1 protein-coding gene is annotated in these 1,007 nt (G+C 67.1%); it reads right to left on the reverse strand.

All coding sequences use genetic code 11. The features are described from left to right. The coding region (locus ACZ404_RS36860) for an amino acid adenylation domain-containing protein (protein WP_468447761.1) at positions 1–1,007 on the reverse strand (1,007 nt) is incomplete at both ends.

Consider the following 1,007-nt stretch of genomic DNA (forward strand, 5'->3'; position numbering starts at 1 on the left):
TTCGATTTCGCCGGGTTCGATGCGGAAGCCGCGGATTTTGATTTGGTGGTCGGTGCGGCCGATGTATTCGAGGTTGCCGTCGGGGTTGTGGCGGGCGAGGTCGCCGGTGCGGTACATGCGTTGGCCGGGGGTGTGGGGGTCGGCGACGAAGCGTTGTGCGGTGAGGGCGGGTTGGTTGAGGTAGCCGCGGGTGAGGTGGGTGCCGGCGATGTAGAGCTCGCCGGTGACGCCGGGGGGTACGGGTTTGAGGTGGGTGTCGAGGATGTAGGTGCGGGTGTTGGCGAGGGGGCGGCCGATGGGGACGGTGGGTGTGTTGTTGTGGGGGTGGTGGGTGGCGAAGGTGGTTGTTTCGGTGGGGCCGTAGCCGTTGATGACGGTGAGGTGGGGGCAGGTGTGGTGGATGCGTTGGATGGTGGTGGGGTTGACGGTTTCGCCGCCGGTCCAGAGTTGGTGGACGTGGGTGAGGGCTTGGGGTGCGTGGTCGGTGAGGAGGTTGAAGAGGGAGCTGGTGAGCCAGAGGGCGGTGATGTGGTGGGTGGTGATGGTGTGGTGGAGGGTGGGGATGTCGAGGTCGCCGGGTGGTGCGGTGATGATGGTTCCTCCGTTGAGGAGGGGGACCCAGAGTTCGTAGGTGGAGGCGTCGAAGGCGGCGGGGGAGTGGAGGAGGACGCGTTGGTGTGCGGTGGGGTCGAAGCGGGGGTCGAGGGCGAGGGCGGTGACGTTGCGGTGGGTGGCGGTGATGCCTTTGGGGGTGCCGGTGGAGCCGGAGGTGTACATCACGTAGGCCGCGTCGTCGGGGTGGACGGTGACACTCGGCGCCGGGCGATCCTCGCCGTCCCAGACGATGGAGTCGAGGAGGAGCAACTCTGCTGATGCGGGCGGTAGTTGTGCTCGGGATGCCTCGTCGGTGATCAGTAGGTCAGCGCCTGTGTCGTGGAGGACGTGGCGGATGCGTTCGGCGGGGTAGCGGGTGTCGAGGGGGACGTAGACGGCGCCGGCTTTCGTCA

This window comes from Streptomyces sp. NPDC030798, from assembly GCF_055572275.1.